The sequence below is a fragment of the Persicobacter sp. CCB-QB2 genome, assembly GCF_001274635.1.
GTDB lineage: Bacteria > Bacteroidota > Bacteroidia > Cytophagales > Cyclobacteriaceae > Persicobacter > Persicobacter diffluens.
Genome location: NZ_LBGV01000001.1, coordinates 2221086 through 2235760, shown reverse-complemented (window position 1 = coordinate 2235760; position 14675 = coordinate 2221086). Strand labels below are relative to the sequence as shown.

Below are 14675 nucleotides of genomic sequence, written 5' to 3'. Positions count from 1 at the left end.
AACTCCCTGAACCTAGCGGTGGATAATTCGGGTTAACATTCAAAAGCCTCTCCCAGAAAGAAATAGCAATGAGATCCTAAATGTCCTTTTTGAAGCCATTCACAATAGCGTTTCATGCCATTTACGGTGATAAGCAGACGGGCCTTTTGATGAATGATTTTCAGCATATTGGCAGGGAAACCGGTAGGGGTTTCTCTGCAAAGAAAGTCGGTATAATGCATTTCCTCCTGCAAAAGGTTGATTTCGCGGTGTTCATTCATAAAATCTTCCAGCCACGGGAAATACCTACCTTCCATTTCCAGTAATTGATCATGGGCCTCGGAGCCGAAAGCCATTCGAAGCAGAACCTGAAATTGCCGGTTATCTTCAAAAGCCATGGCCACCTGAGTGCTGAGATAAAGATTGCCTATGTTTTTTTCTTTTTCGGCCAGAAAATATTGGGCAGAAACGGGGGTTCGGGCCCATTGCGGAAAGTGGGATTCGTTAAAGAGGGATTCCAGTTTTCGGTATCTATCAAAAATCATAGGTCTGCTTTAGAAAGATTACCGATTCCCGTCCGAATTGTTTGTTGAATCTGAGTGGATTCTTGCCAAATACCGGCAGAAGGGTGTTTTTAAAAATTATCCACTTGGTTTTCTATTATAAGCGCATGTTTAAAACCGCACTTCCCGACTGCAAATTCGAATTATTGGAGGTGATATTGGATAATTTCTCAGCAATAGCACTGCTATTTTCTCTTAATAATCGGGTACCGCTTCTATAGAATTTCAAATTTTCGTTACGAATTTTAGCTTTTAATGTGCTCTAATGCCTTTATTTTTTTGGTCTTTGGTTACGGAGGATAGTCAATATCATATAAAAGCCCAAAATGGAGCTAAGGAAAAAGCCAATAAATCCCAGAATGGGGATGTCATAAATTAGTGGAGGGATTTGTGCAAAGATGATTACAGAAGAACCGATGATAATCGCAGCGGTGATGATAGCCAGGGAGATGCGATTGGTGGCGGAGTCAATGGTTTGGCGGAAATCTTCTAGCCCATGGTGTTTGATGTCTATTTTGAACTTTCCCTCTTTAGCAGTATCAATAAGGTCTTGCAAATCATGGGGGACATTCTTCAATAAAGTGCCTAAAGTGAATAGGGAGCTGAGGCTGTCTTTGGCAATTTTTTTCGGGTCAAGGTGATTGAGTACAATTTTTTTCCCAAATCGGCGAAGCTTATCAAAGATTTCAAAGTTAGGATCCAGGTTACTTCCCAGTCCTTCCATGATCAGCACAGCGCGAAATACGGAGTGAAGGTATTGTGGTAATTCTATCCGGTATTTATAAATCAGGCTGGTGAAGGTTTGGGCCATTTCCTTTAATTCAATATCGGCCAGGGACCGATCAAAACGCTGAATTACCATTTCACATTCTGATTCAAAGATTTTCATGTCCGTGATTTCATGGGAAATGGCAATTTCCTTGACTGTCCGAGCTATTTGACGGTAGTCTTTTTGAAGAAATTGAAAGAAAAAACGGGAGAGTAGTTCTCGTTGGGAACTGGTGAGCCTTCCCATATTTCCAAAATCAATGAAGCAGATTTCTCCATTGTCCTGCACCAGAATGTTTCCAGGGTGTGGATCGGCATGGAAAAATCCATATTCCAGGATTTGGCTAAAGAAAGCATCAATGAGGGTGTCAATCATTCGCTGCTTCAGGGAGGGATCTTCGGGCTGCCATTCATCGATTTTATGGCCCTTCATCATCTCCATAGCAATGATTTTTCCGGAACTACAATGCTCGTAGGTTCTCGGGCTGGTGAGCCCATCCCATCCTTTATATTGATGATAAAATTCTTTGATATTTTGAACCTCATTGCGGAAGTTTAATTCTTCCAACATGTGCTTTTGAAAGCTCTCCACCAGTTTTACGGGCTGAAAGGTGGCGAATTTTTCTATATTGGATTCCGCCTGGGAGGCAATCAGATGCAGGATTTCCAGATCCGCTTCAATGATGGTGGCAATGTCAGGGCGCTGCAGTTTCAGTACCATTTCCGTTCCATCGACATGAATAGCCCTGTGAGCCTGAGCTATTGAGCCGCAGGCCATGGGTTGATGATTTACGTATCGGAAAATTTCCTGGAAGGGTCTTCCCAACTCTTCGGAAATAAATTTTTCCACATCCCAATTCGGTACCGGACTGGATTCTTTTTGGGTTTTGGCTAGTTCTTCCAGCCATTCTGCCGGAAGCATGTCCGGCCGGTTGGCCATGATCTGGGCTAATTTCACAAAAGTGGGCCCCAGTTCTTCCGATGCCAGACGAATGCGTTGCGCTCTGGTGTATTTTAAGGTTTCCTCCGAAACTGTTTTGTTCAGCAGGGGAGTGGAGACTACCAATTCTTTAAGGCGGGAATTTGCGATAAAATCTTCAAAACCATATTTGATTAAAATGGAGATGATTTGCGCTATGCGTTGATTCTTGCTGGTTCCTGCCATAATTTTTTGATATAAAAAAAGCAGGAGCCGGGCCCCTGCTTGTACGTTTTATTTTTTCACCTGATATCCGAAGGCCTCATTTGCTTTATGCGGGTAACGAAGAAATACTTCATTCACAATTTTCTGCATCGTCTTATCCGGATTTTTCATTTTTCCGTCAATAGATCCGGTAGCTACCCCTTGCCAGATTAACTGTTTTTTCTTAGCATCCACAATGTCAATGACCAGGTTACCTTCGGTATATTCCGTCACCTGTGGACCACGATAGGGACCCCAGGGACCGTACCAACCACCCCAATATGGATCGTAGTAAACGTTTTTCTTGTCTTTTGTTTTGAGGTAGAAATTAATCAACAAATCGGGATTGTTTTCTACTTCCTCATAACTTCTGGCGGACATTTCTCCCCCAATATTGGACATCACACGTCTGATCATCAATTCATTCAGGCCTACATTGATTTTCTGATCAGGGTCTTTGATCATGAAACTGTAAGTTTGGTAAGAAGAGAAATCCGCTCCGCGATCATAGTCATAGGAGACATTAACACTGCTACAGGCAGAGAAAGTGAGAGCGGCGATTAGTACGAAAAATAGATTCTGCCAATTTTTCATCGTCTATAAAATTAAGTTTGAACTCATTGTACAGTGGCAAATAGGGATCACTATTTTTCAGAAGTTAAGTATGGTATTTGAATAAGGGAAAAAAATATTAAATATCCGATAAGGAGATGGTAATAAAACGAAAAAAGATCACCCATAAGATGATCTTTTTTAAATTTTACCAATCCGGTTTACTATTGTCAGGCTTTTGAGTGGCCTTTCTTTTATTCTGTTGCAAATACTGCACTTCGGCATTTCGCATGGCATCCAGTATCATTCTTGCCTTATCTTCAGACATATTCATTTCCTGCAAGCGCTCTGCTGCCGAAGGGCTTGGTGGAGGACTGTCTTCCTCGTTTTCTTGCTCTTCATTGGCCTGGTCCTGCTGCTGTTCACCCTCCTGAGGTTCCTGCTCTTGCGAGTCTCCCTCTTGCTGCTCAGCATCTTCTCCCTGTTGCTCCTGATTCTGTTGATCCTCTTGCTCTTCCTGGCCTTCCTGCTCTTGCTCCTGATTTTCAGAATTCTCTTCTTCCTGCTGATTTTCTTCCTGATTCTGCTGGTCTTGGTTTTCTTCCTGATTTTCGTCCTGATTCTCTTCGTTTTGCTGGTTCTGCTGCTGATTTTGTTGATCCTGCTGGTCTTGTTGCTCCCGGATTTTTTTCAGCAATTCCTGCATGGCCAGATTGTCCGGCTCCTTTCGAAGTCCTTGTTCCAAGGCGGCGACCGCCTGGGGGATCTGTTTATTGATGTAGAACTGGGCTCCTTCGTGAAACTCCGGGGGATTACTGATCTGTGCCTGTGCTGTGTTCATTAAGCCAAAGCATAACAGACTGAAAAGTGTATATAAGATCTTTTGCTTCATGATGTTATTTCGCATTAATTTCTGCCACCACACGGGTTCGATGGATATAATCATTATAGTTCGCAACGGAAGGATCCTGCTGCAAGCCATCCTCCATTAATTGCAGGGCTTGTGCGTAATTTTTTTGCGCAATCAGCTGGTCTGATTTTGCTTTAAGCTGTTTTGCAAATGGGGTTAGTGGCGGAATATCCGGTTCCTGGTTTTGATCTTGTTGTTGCTTATTATTTTCAATTACTTTTTTGACCAGCTCATAATTATAGCGTGCTTCTGCATTATTGGGGTCTGCTTTTAAGGATTCCTTAAAATGGGCAAGGGCTTTGTTAAAGTCTTGCTTTTGATACTGGATCACCCCCATCTGCTGATTGGCTTTGGCGCGAATCTCGGTGTTTTGGCTTTCCACTACAGCACTATAGTACTTTTCTGCATTGGTGGTGTCCTGCAAATGAAAATAGGCATTGGATAAATTTAAAACGGATTCATCCTCGGCCACCTTTAAGCTGTCAATAAGCTCATGATAAAGCGCAGTGGCGGTTTGAAAATCTCCGGAAAGCATGGCTTCCTCTGCTTTCTTTTTAAGGGCATTAGTTTTGGCAATATGATTGAAGCCGTCAAAACTAAGGGCCGCAAATAATAAGATAAGAAGCGTTCTCATATTTTGATGGTTCGGATGCTGGTCAAAAGATCAATGGCCATAAGGAGTAAACCTAATGCCAGAAAATAATAAAACTTATTGGCGGAAACATCCACCCGGCGGCTGTCACGAAGTTCTCCTTCTATTTGACTGATGTTATTGATAAGTTTTGGAATATCATTACGCTGATCATTTACTTCAAAATAGCGTCCCCCGGTTTTAGATGCCAGCTTTTTAAGTGCAGTGGCTTCTAATTTGGTTACCACCGGACGACCTTGCTTATCCCTTTTAAAGCTACGTCCCATGGGGATTTTTCCACCATCAGCAGTTCCTACTCCAACCGTAAATAATTTAATGTTGTTTTCTACAATTTGGCTTAGTGCCTCATTGGTTTTCTCTCCAAAGTCCTCTCCATCACTAATCAAAATGATTACTTTTGACTTAGGCGTATTGGCAGATTCTTCTTCGCTGGATATTTTACTAAGTGCCATTTCCAAAGGAGGGCCAAAATCAGTTCCGGAATGTGGCACCAAGCCGGTATTCATGGTCTCGATAAAAAGATTTAATGCACCCTGATCATAAGTGAGCGGACATTGCATAAAAGCTTCAGAAGAAAAGATGACAATACCTACCCGGTCTGAATTGAAAGCGCTGACCAGGTTTTTTAGTTCAAACTTTACTTTTTCCAGGCGAGACGGGGGAATGTCTGTCGCATTCATGGATTGGGAAAGATCTACACAGATCATGATGTCTTTTCCTACAGATTTTATTTCCTGGGAGATTTGTCCGAAGGAAGGGCCGAGTAATGCTAAAATAAAACAGCCAAAATACAGGGAGCGTAGCACCAGTTTAATAAACACCCATTTGAATCCGGCTCGTAGCCTATTAGCGATTCGGATGTTTCTCCAGACAAATAATAAGTGGAGCAATACGAAAATAATGATGAAAATTGATTCCGTAAGCCCGAGTGATTTATACCAGGTCATATAATTTTGAAAAATTCTTCTGCGAAAAATAGAAAAAAGGAGCGCCGATAGCAATATCTATAGGAATTCCGTCTTGCTCCCCGTTGGCCCTTGCCTCCGATTTTTAAGGCCTAATATTAGCAATGTTTGAAAATGGAATCAAGCTAATTCCGCTTGAAGGAAAATTTTTAACATTTTTTACAAATCCTTTCCACTCACTAGAAGGTTGGAAAACATGAATTTATCTGTTTGGTGACGCTGTCGGGAAATTTATCATCATTTATTTTTTTTGGGAAGGCTTGGTGGATAAAAATAAAGCCCGTATGTTTGCATCGCTTTTGAGGGAAACGCCCTCAGAGACGCAGAAATGGACATTCTTATCCGCTTCGAAATCAGAAATTAGTTTTGTCGCTCAAAAGAAAATAATCGCCATTTGAATGTGAGAAAGATTTGAAATCTTGGAATTGTACTAAAGAGAATGTTATTTTGATTTAGCCGGATATGGCTTGATCAATAATAAAAATAAGGGCTCTTAGCTCAGTTGGTTCAGAGCACCTGCCTTACAAGCAGGGGGTCACTGGTTCGAATCCAGTAGGGCCCACAACTTAATGTTGTTCGGGAAGAGTTTTACTCAAACCTTATTTACATCACAAAAATCTTTAGCCTCCATAGCTCAGTTGGTAGAGCAACTGACTTGTAATCAGTAGGTCGTTGGTTCGAGTCCGACTGGAGGCTCCAGGAGAGTTGGGTGAGTGGCTGAAACCACCAGTTTGCTAAACTGACGTACTGGAAACGGTACCGGGGGTTCGAATCCCCCACTCTCCGCACTGGTATAGACAGGATATGTCCTGTCTTATTAACTCACCACAAAAGAAATTTTGAAGTGAGCATCCGGGCTCTTAGCTCAGTTGGTTCAGAGCACCTGCCTTACAAGCAGGGGGTCGCTGGTTCGAATCCAGCAGGGCCCACAGATTAAAAGGATTAGGATTTGATTGTCGCCATTGTTTTGGTCTGATAATTGAAGATTCAAAATCCGATCTTTAGCCTCCATAGCTCAGTTGGTAGAGCAACTGACTTGTAATCAGTAGGTCGTTGGTTCGAGTCCGACTGGAGGCTCTATTTAGTAGGGGAGAGACGCGTAGTATTTAAAATACCATCAATTCTTTCAACTGCACGGGGTGTAGCGTAGCCCGGTCATCGCGCCTGCTTTGGGAGCAGGAGGTCGCAGGTTCGAATCCTGCCACCCCGACAGCTTGGACAAGGAAATTCTTGTCCAGTGCAAAAAGTATAGACAGGGCATGCCCTGTCTCAACCGACTCACCAAAAGAGAAACTTTGAAGTGAGCACTCGGGCTCTTAGCTCAGTTGGTTCAGAGCACCTGCCTTACAAGCAGGGGGTCACTGGTTCGAATCCAGTAGGGCCCACAGTCTTCGGACAGTGGAAAAACACCGCGGGGTGTAGCGTAGCCCGGTCATCGCGCCTGCTTTGGGAGCAGGAGGTCGCAGGTTCGAATCCTGCCACCCCGACAGCTTGGACAAGGAAAGTCTTGTCCAGTGCAAAAAGTATATACAGGGTATGCCCTGTCTTAACCGACTCACCACAAGAGAAATTTTGAAGTGAGCATTCGGGCTCTTAGCTCAGTTGGTTCAGAGCACCTGCCTTACAAGCAGGGGGTCACTGGTTCGAATCCAGTAGGGCCCACAGTCTTCGGACGGTGGAAACACACCACGGGGTGTAGCGTAGCCCGGTCATCGCGCCTGCTTTGGGAGCAGGAGGTCGCAGGTTCGAATCCTGCCACCCCGACAAGTACCGCAGCAATTTGTTTGTTGTCGGTTTGTTGAGACAGGGCATGCCCTGTCTCAGCCGACTCACCACAAGAGAAATTTTGAAGTGAGCATTCGGGCTCTTAGCTCAGTTGGTTCAGAGCACCTGCCTTACAAGCAGGGGGTCGCTGGTTCGAATCCAGCAGGGCCCACAACCGAAACGTCGGTTGTGAAATTTAGATTTCATATTGCCTCCATAGCTCAGTTGGTAGAGCAACTGACTTGTAATCAGTAGGTCGTTGGTTCGAGTCCGACTGGAGGCTCAGGGAGTAATTTCCCTTTCGTTCGGGGTGTAGCGTAGCCCGGTCATCGCGCCTGCTTTGGGAGCAGGAGGTCGCAGGTTCGAATCCTGCCACCCCGACAAAAAAATAAATTTAGAGTACAGTATTGCAGATATCAAATTTTGCTTTACCTTTGTACTCCCTTCGAAAGCGAGGGCCTTCGGGTGTAGCGTAGCCCGGTCATCGCGCCTGCTTTGGGAGCAGGAGGTCGCAGGTTCGAATCCTGCCACCCCGACAGCTAGGATGAGAAATGTCTTGTCTTTTGCGTAAAGTACAGACAGGGCTTGTCCTGTCTCAACCGACTCACCACAAGAGAGATTTTGAAGTGAGCACTCGGGCTCTTAGCTCAGTTGGTTCAGAGCACCTGCCTTACAAGCAGGGGGTCACTGGTTCGAATCCAGTAGGGCCCACAATCGAAACGTCGATTGTGAAAATTAAATTTTCATATTGCCTCCATAGCTCAGTTGGTAGAGCAACTGACTTGTAATCAGTAGGTCGTTGGTTCGAGTCCGACTGGAGGCTCCAGGAGAGTTGGGTGAGTGGCTGAAACCACCAGTTTGCTAAACTGACGTACTGGAAACGGTACCGGGGGTTCGAATCCCCCACTCTCCGCACTTAGGTAAAGACAAGGCATGCCTTGTCTCAACTTAGGGCTCTTAGCTCAGTTGGTTCAGAGCACCTGCCTTACAAGCAGGGGGTCACTGGTTCGAATCCAGTAGGGCCCACAGTCTTCGGACGGTGGAAAAACACCACGGGGTGTAGCGTAGCCCGGTCATCGCGCCTGCTTTGGGAGCAGGAGGTCGCAGGTTCGAATCCTGCCACCCCGACACAAAACCTGATCAATTATTGGTCAGGTTTTTTTATGCCCAATAATTTCGATTTTCATCTTTCATAGTCCTGATTTTCCATTTATGTTTTCATTTCGCCATTGGTAAAAGCCTTACTGTAAAACTGCCTCTACTTCCTTACTTTAGTGTTTAAGTCAATATTTAAATTCGAAAAATACTATTTATGATTTCAGTTAAGGGCTTAAGTCAGCAATTTGGTCAGCAGGTGGTGCTTGATCAATTAGATTTGGAAGTAGGGGCGGGACAGATCTTTGGGTTGTTGGGGAAGAATGGTGCAGGAAAAAGCACCCTGATCAATTTGATTTTAGATTTAATTCAGCGACAGGAAGGCGAGGTAAATGTTTTTGGGAAGGATGTCCGAGCTTTCGTTGCGGCAGACAAAAGACGCTGGGGAGTCGTCGGGCAGGATTTGGGGTTAATTGAAGAATTTACTGCCCGGGAGTTTCTGGAGTTTGTTGCCAAAATTTACAGTATGGATGGTCCAACCCAAAAGGAGCGGATCAATGATCTGATCGCCTATTTTTTTGAAGATGAAAACCCCTTAAAGAAATCCATTTCTTCCTATTCCACGGGTATGCGCAAGAAAGTCGCCTTTTGTGCGGCTGTTTTGAATACTCCGGATCTTCTGATTCTGGATGAGCCTTTTTCCGGTTTGGATATTTTGGCGGCTGAGAAGATGATTCGCTTCATCAAAAAATATGGTACGGGCCAACGTGCGGTGCTGGTCTCTTCCCATGATCTTTCCTATCTGGAGAAACTGGTCAGTCATATCGGATTATTAGATAATGGGCAGATGACTTTCTCCGGCACCTTTGATGAATTTACCGCCAACTTTAAAGGGCAGTTGGATGAAGCATTATTGTCCAAGCTGGAAACAGAAATGACCAGCACAAATTTGAGCTGGATATGATCAGCTTATATTTTCAGAAAAGCCTCATCACCTGGCTCCGTGGGCTTAAATCCGGTAAGAATCTGCTGAGCTTTTTAGGGCAATTGCTTCTGGCGGTAGGCTATGGTTTTCTTTTCAGTACATTAATGAATGAAGCCTGGGCAGCCGAACGGTTTTCCGCCTTTGACCGCTTATTTTATGCGACCGTCAATGGCCTTTTACTGTTGCCTTTACTGGCGTTGATTTTCCCCGCTTATACGCCCTATGTGACCAAGTGGTCGGTGTATTTGCCGATGAAACGGTGGCAACGTTTTATGGTCGATGTCATCGAATTGCTGATTTGCCAGCGGAATATGTTCTGCCTTTTGTTCGTGGGCATATTTGGTCTTCGTCTGGATTTATACCAAAGCGAGTGGTGGCTAATGTCCGGAACGGCAATCGTTTTGGGAAATTTACTGCGCTTACAGGTGGCGCAGGCACTGGCGGTGACTTATCGTCCCTGGGTTTATGCGTCCATGGTGTTGCTATTGTTACTGGTGGCGGCTTTTGAGTGGATTTTATTCTCCGCTCCGAATCAGATGGTGATGACGCCTGCTTTCGCGATTGGAGGTTTGGGTTTGTTGATATTCCGCTATGTAGAAAATAATTACCGCAAAAGTATACTGAGCCGCTGGACGATGAGTTTTGGGCCATTGTTAAAGTTGCATACCAATAAAAAAATGCGACGGCTTTTGCTGATGGCTTACCTTTTAAGAATTTATTTTTTGGGCATGGCCGTTGTACAATTGAGGAATCCCGATTCTTCGGGTGCGGGAGTTTATAGCGTACTGATGTGGATGTTTGTGGTTCCGATGCCGCTGTTTACTTATTTCTACTTGAATTTTTGGGGGAACTGGCGTGGTCTGTTTCAGGCCGTGGAGCTTCGGAGTGGTAGCATCAGGGAATTTTGGCGGGTGCAGTTAAATATCATGAGATGGCCATTGTTGATTGATTTTGTGCTAGTGGCCGTTTTTATGGTATTTTGTTTTCCGGAGAAGATCGTAGCTTTCCTGCTGTACTATGGCCTGGTGGTATTGATGTTCATATTGCTTTCATTAGCGGGTAGCCTCCATTTGCCTATGCCTTATTTGGAAAAGATGAAGACTGGAAAGAAGATGGTCTCCATGAGGTTGAGCTTGGCCTGTTTTCCGATATGCGCCAGTGTCTACGCCATTCAATGGTCTTGGTGGTTGGCTTTTTTGCCCTTGCTGCCCTTGGTGGGATTGGTATTCTACTTGCGAGATGTCGCCGCCAATTATCCGAAGTACCGCTATAAGGTGATTTGGGTAACGGGTAACCCTGAAGTATGATCCTTAAAATATTCACAGCGAGAAATATGATCCAACTATACCTCCGCAACTATTTTAAAGCCGGTGAGCGCAGACTCACCGACGCCAAAGAGCTGGGCTTCTTCTTTTTGTTTCTGATCTTTGCTTTACTGTATGGCCCCGGATTTGGCTGGTTCCTGAAACACTCCTGGAGTGAGGGAGATTTCGAAACCTATAACAGCTTGTTCTCCGGCCTGCTGACTGCCCTTTTAGTTTTTCCGGTGCTCAATTTATTTTTTCCGCAATATGTTACCTACCGGGATAGCTTTTCGCCTTATCACCCTGTAGCAGCATGGAAAAAATACTTTCTAGATGTTTTTAAAACCTTTTTTCGACAGATGAATCTGTTGCTGTTGATTTTTGTCAGCCTGCTGGGCTTGTTTTTGGAGCAGGATCAGACCTATTGGTTTTATGCCGCTTTGAGTGCCTTGATGATGGGCAGTTGTTTTCGCCTGCTACTTGCCAAAATGCTGGTGAAAAAGGCGAATGCCAAGGGACGTTGGCTTTTTCTTTTACAGTCCTTATTGATGCTGTTAGCGATAGTCGCCATATGGTTGCGATGGGATTCCATCTTTTTGGTGTCCGGCGCGAGCTTACTATTGTTTTTTGGTGGAATCATTAGTCCCCTCTTGAAAGGTGCTAAGGCCATGGCTTTGCCGGAAGCCTTCGGAGGGAATAAGGTGATGAAGCTGTATTTGGGTAAGAAGGTGCGAATGGCCTTCATCGTAGCAATTATTTTTAAAACCATTTATCTGATCGGCTGTGTGTTCGTCCAAAGTAAGGGCAAGGAGGTGGTCAACCTGGATCCGCAAGGCCCGCTTTTTTGGTGGTTTACCAGCCCCTTGCTCTTCTATACCTACCTTTATTTAAATTTCTGGGGCTATTGGCCCGGTCTGTATTGGAATATGGAAGTGCGCAACGGCAGTTTGAAAGAAATCTTGAAATTGCAATGGAGCATCATGAAGTGGCCCGTGATTGCAGATCTCATTTTAAGCACCACCGTGATTCTTTTGTTCTTTCGGTCAGAAGCCCTGACCTTTTTGTTTGTAAGTGTGTGTGGCCTGCTGTTTTACACTGCCCTGGCTTTTGCGGGTTCTATCGACAAAGCACGAAAGCTCAAGGGCGGTTTAAATTTGAATAAGAGCGCGTCCCAAACCCTGGTTTTTGGCATCATGTTCGGCTCCGCTTTATTTTTTCCGGTACGCTTCAGCCTGTGGTTCCTTATTCCAGCGCATTTGGTCGTCGGATTGGGGCTGTGGTATTTTTTCCGGGTGATGAAGCAATACCCCACGAAAAAATATCAATTGGTGCAGCAGATTGCGAAGCCGGAGTGTTAAGTTTTTTTTTGGGACTGCCATCGCAAGCGCTGGCACCGGGCTGGCGCGGCTCACCCCATCGGCCTTTTGGGCCGCTGTGGTTTAAACAAGCCCGCTTCATCCCTGTCCCTGCGGAGCTTCGCTCCTGTAGTACTCGAGGCGCGCCGGCAGAGGGATAGAGGCATTGTTGGAGCTCCTTTTTGACCGCCTAAAGCGCAGCGGGCTCGTCAAAAAGAGCGACTGCCGAAAGCCCGACCGACGTCAGGAGGGCTGCTCCAAAAAAACATCAGGATTATTCCTGCTTAGCCTTAGTTTTATTTGGTAGCGGAAATTTCCTTGGGCTTTGTGCGCAGGATGTGTATTTTGAGGGGAAATTTTTCGGTATGAGCACTACAATCGTTTTTTGGGTCATTGCGGCCTATTTTCTTTTTTTGATGTTGTTGTCCTGGGTTACGGGTAAGTCTTCGGATAGCCAGGCATTTTTCTCCGCCGACCGCTCATCGCCCTGGTATTTGGTGGCTTTTGGAATGGTGGGCGCTTCCCTGAGTGGGGTCACCTTTATTTCTGTTCCCGGACAGGTGGGCGGCGGGGGTTTTGCCTATCTGCAGTTTGTGCTGGGGAATTTTGTGGGCTACTGGATCATCTCGCAGGTGCTGTTGCCCCTGTATTATAAGCATGATGTGGTGAGTATTTATGAATTGCTGCGGGATCGCCTCGGGGTGTATGGGCACAAAACGGCCTCGGTGGCTTTTGTGGTTTCGCAGATGATCGGTGCTTCTTTCCGGATGTTTCTGGCGGTGATGGTACTGCAAATGGCCTTTTTCCAACCGATCGGCATTCCTTTTCCTGTAACGGTGGGGATTATGATTTTGATGATTTATGCTTATACTTTCCGTTCGGGCATTAAGACGATCGTCTGGACGGATACCTTGCAGACGGCCTGCATGTTGATCTCTGTGCTGGTGGCGGTTTGGTTTATTGCTTCGGATCTAAATTTGAGTCTGCCGGAACTTTGGGCCACAGGTAGCGGGGAAGGTTTTACCCAAATATTTTTCTGGGATTGGCAGGCCGCGAACTTTTTTCCCAAGCAGTTTATTGCCGGTATTTTCATGACGATTGTGATGACGGGGCTGGATCAGAATATGATGCAGAAGAATCTGACGTGCCGGAATCTGAAAGAGGCGCAAACGAATATGCGTTGGTTTTCGGTGAGCTTTCTGCTGGCCTGTGCATTCTTTCTCTTTATGGGTTCCTGCTTGTTTCTGTTTGCTGAAACCAAAGGAATTGCGCTTCCGGATCGTACGGATCAGCTTTTTCCTTTACTGGCCATGGAGCATATGCCACTCTTTGTGGGCATCACTTTCTTGCTGGGCATTATCGCAGCGGCCTATTCTTCGGCAGATTCTTCCCTAACCGCCCTGACGACTTCCGTCTGTGTGGATTGGTTTCATCAACCCAAAGCATCCAAAACTTTCCGAACGAAGGTGCATATTGCTTTGGCTTTTACCATGTGGTTGGTGATCACGGGATTTGCTGCCATCTCGGATGAGTCGGTGGTGCAGGCGGTATTTAAGGTGGCGGGCTATACTTACGGGCCTTTGCTGGGCTTATTTTGTTATGCCTTTTTTCTGCCGACGGCCGGTATTTATGAGAAAGGAATTCCGATTGTGGGGATGGTTGCGCCCCTGTTGTGTTATATCATCTCTGCCAACAGTGAGCAGTGGTTGGGTGGTTACCGCTTTGGTTTTGAGTTATTAATTCTGAATGGGCTGATCAGCTTCCTTTTGTTGTGGGGGTTAAGAAAAAAGAACGGATTGGTGCAAGCCTGATTTCACCTTTCGCGGCAATTGATTAATTTTACGCTATGGAAAACATTGATTTAGGATCCCTTGGGGGAATAACCATAAAATATTACTCTGGCGACGTACCACCGCCGTATTGTTGTCAGTATGAACTGGCGATTGATTTTCAGAATCAGTTGTTCAGCCGTTACAAAATCGAATATCTTTTTCGGGAGGAGCTGACCGAGGCGGAAATCATTGATGAGGGCTTTGCGCCGGATGATAATTTCAGCTGGAAGGGTAATTTGCCCGTGTTGTGGGAGGAGGAATTTGAGGAGGTGCTGGCTAAAACGTCCTGGATTAAAAAGAAAACGAATCGCAATGCCGAAGATCCGATCATTGAGGTAACCATGATGGATTTGGAAGGCAATGTGATGGTGGGTTATCCCGGAGAGATGGACTTGTGGTTGTACTTCATGGAAGAAGCCATTCAGGCGGTTTATGAATTGGCCGGACGCTCCAAGCCACTTTTGATTAAATATATGGACCTCGGAGAAGAGCCCGCATTTAAAGTGGATATAGAGGCGAAGTTTTCCGTACGATCCTTTACCGTGACGAAAGAGCAGAATGGTCTGGCGCCGGTGGTTAAAGAGTATCCATGGCATGACCTGAAGCATACGCTGAAGGATATTTATCTGCCGGACTACAATTGGGAAGCGGTAGTGCAGGGCAAGCCGAAAAAAGGGGCCAAGTATCTGGATCCCGGGAAGGCGCCTGGTTTAAATTTAACAGTGGGGTAGTGAACCCCAGCCCAAAGGTGGATGCCCTGAAAAGGAT

General features: G+C 45.4%; 11 protein-coding genes and 19 tRNA genes. 24 read left to right on the top strand and 6 right to left on the bottom strand.

The window, feature by feature from the left end; translation table 11 throughout:
• Positions 1–32 precede the first annotated feature (32 nt).
• The 6 genes from NG22_RS09985 to NG22_RS09960 all read right to left on the bottom strand — a co-directional run bounded on the left by NG22_RS09985 (position 33) and on the right by NG22_RS09960 (position 5554).
• Complete coding sequence (locus tag NG22_RS09985; RefSeq protein ID WP_053405596.1) at positions 33–524, bottom strand: hypothetical protein; 492 nt, start codon at positions 522–524, stop codon at positions 33–35.
• 289 nt (positions 525–813) lie between these two features.
• The gene (locus tag NG22_RS09980) at positions 814–2475 is read right to left on the bottom strand and encodes an AarF/ABC1/UbiB kinase family protein (protein ID WP_053405595.1); all 1662 of its coding nucleotides are present in this window, start codon (positions 2473–2475) and stop codon (positions 814–816) included.
• A 48-nt stretch (positions 2476–2523) separates the two neighbouring features.
• The gene (locus tag NG22_RS09975) at positions 2524–3087 is read right to left on the bottom strand and encodes a DUF4136 domain-containing protein (RefSeq protein ID WP_053405594.1); all 564 of its coding nucleotides are present in this window, start codon (positions 3085–3087) and stop codon (positions 2524–2526) included.
• 166 nt (positions 3088–3253) lie between these two features.
• A complete protein-coding gene (locus NG22_RS17810) occupies positions 3254–3937 on the bottom strand; it encodes a hypothetical protein (RefSeq protein WP_157600988.1) in 684 nt (227 codons plus the stop codon).
• Between the two features lie 4 nt (positions 3938–3941).
• Positions 3942–4589 (bottom strand): M48 family metallopeptidase, encoded by a 648-nt coding sequence (locus NG22_RS09965; RefSeq protein WP_053405592.1) that lies wholly within the window; start codon positions 4587–4589, stop codon positions 3942–3944.
• The gene (locus NG22_RS09960; protein WP_053405591.1) at positions 4586–5554 is read right to left on the bottom strand and encodes a VWA domain-containing protein; all 969 of its coding nucleotides are present in this window, start codon (positions 5552–5554) and stop codon (positions 4586–4588) included. Before NG22_RS09960 ends, NG22_RS09965 begins: the two co-directional genes overlap by 4 nt.
• A gap of 505 nt (positions 5555–6059) precedes the next feature.
• Here NG22_RS09960 and NG22_RS09955 point away from each other — a divergent pair.
• The 24 genes from NG22_RS09955 (at position 6060) to NG22_RS09840 (ending at position 14638) form a co-directional block, all read left to right on the top strand.
• Positions 6060–6134: transfer RNA gene (locus NG22_RS09955), tRNA-Val, on the top strand.
• A gap of 61 nt (positions 6135–6195) precedes the next feature.
• Positions 6196–6271, top strand: a tRNA-Thr gene (locus NG22_RS09950).
• Positions 6272–6358 (top strand) — tRNA-Ser (locus NG22_RS09945).
• A gap of 68 nt (positions 6359–6426) precedes the next feature.
• Positions 6427–6501, top strand: a tRNA-Val gene (locus tag NG22_RS09940).
• 75 nt (positions 6502–6576) lie between these two features.
• Positions 6577–6649, top strand: a tRNA-Thr gene (locus NG22_RS09935).
• Positions 6650–6707: 58 nt separating this feature from the next.
• Positions 6708–6782, top strand: a tRNA-Pro gene (locus tag NG22_RS09930).
• Between the two features lie 100 nt (positions 6783–6882).
• Positions 6883–6957: transfer RNA gene (locus tag NG22_RS09925), tRNA-Val, on the top strand.
• Between the two features lie 27 nt (positions 6958–6984).
• Positions 6985–7059: transfer RNA gene (locus tag NG22_RS09920), tRNA-Pro, on the top strand.
• Positions 7060–7159: 100 nt separating this feature from the next.
• Positions 7160–7234: transfer RNA gene (locus tag NG22_RS09915), tRNA-Val, on the top strand.
• A 27-nt stretch (positions 7235–7261) separates the two neighbouring features.
• Positions 7262–7336: transfer RNA gene (locus NG22_RS09910), tRNA-Pro, on the top strand.
• A gap of 97 nt (positions 7337–7433) precedes the next feature.
• Positions 7434–7508 (top strand) — tRNA-Val (locus tag NG22_RS09905).
• Positions 7509–7546: 38 nt separating this feature from the next.
• A tRNA-Thr gene (locus NG22_RS09900) sits at positions 7547–7619 on the top strand.
• Between the two features lie 23 nt (positions 7620–7642).
• Positions 7643–7717, top strand: a tRNA-Pro gene (locus NG22_RS09895).
• An 80-nt stretch (positions 7718–7797) separates the two neighbouring features.
• Positions 7798–7873, top strand: a tRNA-Pro gene (locus NG22_RS09890).
• 99 nt (positions 7874–7972) lie between these two features.
• A tRNA-Val gene (locus NG22_RS09885) sits at positions 7973–8047 on the top strand.
• Positions 8048–8086: 39 nt separating this feature from the next.
• Positions 8087–8162 (top strand) — tRNA-Thr (locus NG22_RS09880).
• Positions 8163–8249: transfer RNA gene (locus NG22_RS09875), tRNA-Ser, on the top strand.
• Between the two features lie 38 nt (positions 8250–8287).
• A tRNA-Val gene (locus NG22_RS09870) sits at positions 8288–8362 on the top strand.
• A 27-nt stretch (positions 8363–8389) separates the two neighbouring features.
• Positions 8390–8464, top strand: a tRNA-Pro gene (locus tag NG22_RS09865).
• Positions 8465–8648: 184 nt separating this feature from the next.
• The gene (locus NG22_RS09860) at positions 8649–9395 is read left to right on the top strand and encodes an ABC transporter ATP-binding protein (protein WP_053405590.1); all 747 of its coding nucleotides are present in this window, start codon (positions 8649–8651) and stop codon (positions 9393–9395) included.
• Positions 9392–10723, top strand: coding sequence for a hypothetical protein (locus NG22_RS09855; RefSeq protein ID WP_053405589.1), 1332 nt, complete (start codon positions 9392–9394; stop codon positions 10721–10723). The genes NG22_RS09860 and NG22_RS09855 overlap by 4 nt, the downstream gene beginning before the upstream one ends.
• 26 nt (positions 10724–10749) lie before the next feature.
• Complete coding sequence (locus tag NG22_RS09850) at positions 10750–12078, top strand: hypothetical protein (RefSeq protein ID WP_157600986.1); 1329 nt, start codon at positions 10750–10752, stop codon at positions 12076–12078.
• 362 nt (positions 12079–12440) lie between these two features.
• Positions 12441–13886 (top strand): sodium:solute symporter, encoded by a 1446-nt coding sequence (locus NG22_RS09845; protein WP_053406918.1) that lies wholly within the window; start codon positions 12441–12443, stop codon positions 13884–13886.
• A gap of 35 nt (positions 13887–13921) precedes the next feature.
• Positions 13922–14638, top strand: coding sequence for a hypothetical protein (locus NG22_RS09840; RefSeq protein ID WP_053405587.1), 717 nt, complete (start codon positions 13922–13924; stop codon positions 14636–14638).
• Positions 14639–14675 lie beyond the last annotated feature (37 nt).

Bases quoted from the DNA above. Each gene is read 5' to 3' on its own strand.
- NG22_RS09985 (WP_053405596.1), bottom strand. From the start codon at position 524: ATGATTTTTGATAGATACCGAAAACTGGAATCCCTCTTTAACGAATCC.
- NG22_RS09980 (WP_053405595.1), bottom strand. From the start codon at position 2,475: ATGGCAGGAACCAGCAAGAATCAACGCATAGCGCAAATCATCTCCATT.
- NG22_RS09975 (WP_053405594.1), bottom strand. From the start codon at position 3,087: ATGAAAAATTGGCAGAATCTATTTTTCGTACTAATCGCCGCTCTCACT.
- NG22_RS17810 (WP_157600988.1), bottom strand. From the start codon at position 3,937: ATGAAGCAAAAGATCTTATATACACTTTTCAGTCTGTTATGCTTTGGC.
- NG22_RS09965 (WP_053405592.1), bottom strand. From the start codon at position 4,589: ATGAGAACGCTTCTTATCTTATTATTTGCGGCCCTTAGTTTTGACGGC.
- NG22_RS09960 (WP_053405591.1), bottom strand. From the start codon at position 5,554: ATGACCTGGTATAAATCACTCGGGCTTACGGAATCAATTTTCATCATT.
- NG22_RS09860 (WP_053405590.1), top strand. From the start codon at position 8,649: ATGATTTCAGTTAAGGGCTTAAGTCAGCAATTTGGTCAGCAGGTGGTG.
- NG22_RS09855 (WP_053405589.1), top strand. From the start codon at position 9,392: ATGATCAGCTTATATTTTCAGAAAAGCCTCATCACCTGGCTCCGTGGG.
- NG22_RS09850 (WP_157600986.1), top strand. From the start codon at position 10,750: ATGATCCAACTATACCTCCGCAACTATTTTAAAGCCGGTGAGCGCAGA.
- NG22_RS09845 (WP_053406918.1), top strand. From the start codon at position 12,441: ATGAGCACTACAATCGTTTTTTGGGTCATTGCGGCCTATTTTCTTTTT.
- NG22_RS09840 (WP_053405587.1), top strand. From the start codon at position 13,922: ATGGAAAACATTGATTTAGGATCCCTTGGGGGAATAACCATAAAATAT.